Raw genomic sequence first — 1,182 nt, 5'->3', positions numbered from 1 at the left:
CACCCTTGTATTTTGTTTTTGCTCAAGTCGCTCTTGAGCACAAGGCACCCGGATGCCGTATCCACCCTTGGCGACAAGGCCGTGATGTAGATTTCGCACCGGGTTGCCTGCTTTAACTTGCCAGAGATCGGACAGTATCTTCGACCCGGACAAGCCGTGAGTCAGCATTCACAAGGTGGATCGCGCAAGCCATGAGCTCTTTTGACTTCATCCCTCTGGGAATCGACATATCCAAGAAGAAAATCGATTGCGCCCTGATGCTGGGCGCGAAATTCAAGAACAAGGTCTTCGCCAATAACCCCGAAGGGTTTGTCGGGTTGTGCGCTTGGATCGATCAGCACGTCCAAGGAACTGTGCACACCTGCATGGAGGCTACGGGCATCTACTGGGAGGCAGTGGCTGTACATCTGGCCAATGCAGGGCATCGTGTCAGCGTCATCAATCCAGCCCTGGCCAAAGCCCATGCTCAGTCACTGGGTCTGCGCAGCAAGACTGATGCACTCGATGCAAGGGCGTTGGCTGACTACTGTCGGCAACGACAACCTGCCCTTTGGGTTGCTCCCTCACTTTCGGAGCAGCGCTTAAAAGCGCTGGTCTTGCGTCTTCAAGGCCTGGTGACCATGCGCGCCGAGGAAAAAAACCGGGTCGAGTCGGCCCGTGAATCGGTGCGTGAAAGCCTGGACAAGCATCTGCAATGGCTCGACGAAGAGATCAAGCATATTGAACAGCAGATATCCCAAACGCTTGATGATGACCCAACGTTACGAGGCAAGCGTGAACTGCTGACCTCCATCCCGGGTCTTGGGGAACGCACCTTATCCGTTCTCTTGGCCTACGGTCTGGGAGGCGAACGCTTCGACAAGGCTCGCCAATTCGTTGCCTTTGCCGGCTTGAGCGTGCGTGAGTATGAGTCCGGCAGCAGCGTCAGGGGTAAGCCGCGGATGTCCAAGGTCGGTCACTCACGGCTGCGCAGTGCGCTGTACATGCCCGCGATGGTGGCTCTGTACAGAACCGACTGGGGACGTCACTACCGTGACCGGCTTGCCGGTAACGGCAAGCCAGCCAAAGTCATCATCGGCGCCATGATGCGCAAGCTCGTGCATGTGGCTTTTGGTGTGCTGAAGTCCGGGCGAAAGTTCGACCCCGAACTCCATGTCGCTTGCGTCAAATAACAGTATCTAC

Annotated in this window: 1 protein-coding gene; it reads left to right on the top strand. The window is 56.4% G+C overall.

Going from position 1 to position 1,182, the window contains the following annotated elements; genetic code table 11:
• Window positions 1-191 precede the first annotated feature (191 nt).
• Window positions 192-1,172 (top strand): IS110 family RNA-guided transposase, encoded by a 981-nt coding sequence (locus ACODS1_RS24085; protein WP_489087634.1) that lies wholly within the window; start codon window positions 192-194, stop codon window positions 1,170-1,172.
• The last annotated feature ends 10 nt before the right edge of the window (window positions 1,173-1,182 follow it).

The sequence above is a fragment of the Pseudomonas sp. FG29 genome, assembly GCF_057809355.1.
The sequence above is the reverse complement of the archived record's forward strand: the minus strand, read 5'-3'. Positions and strand labels throughout refer to the sequence as shown.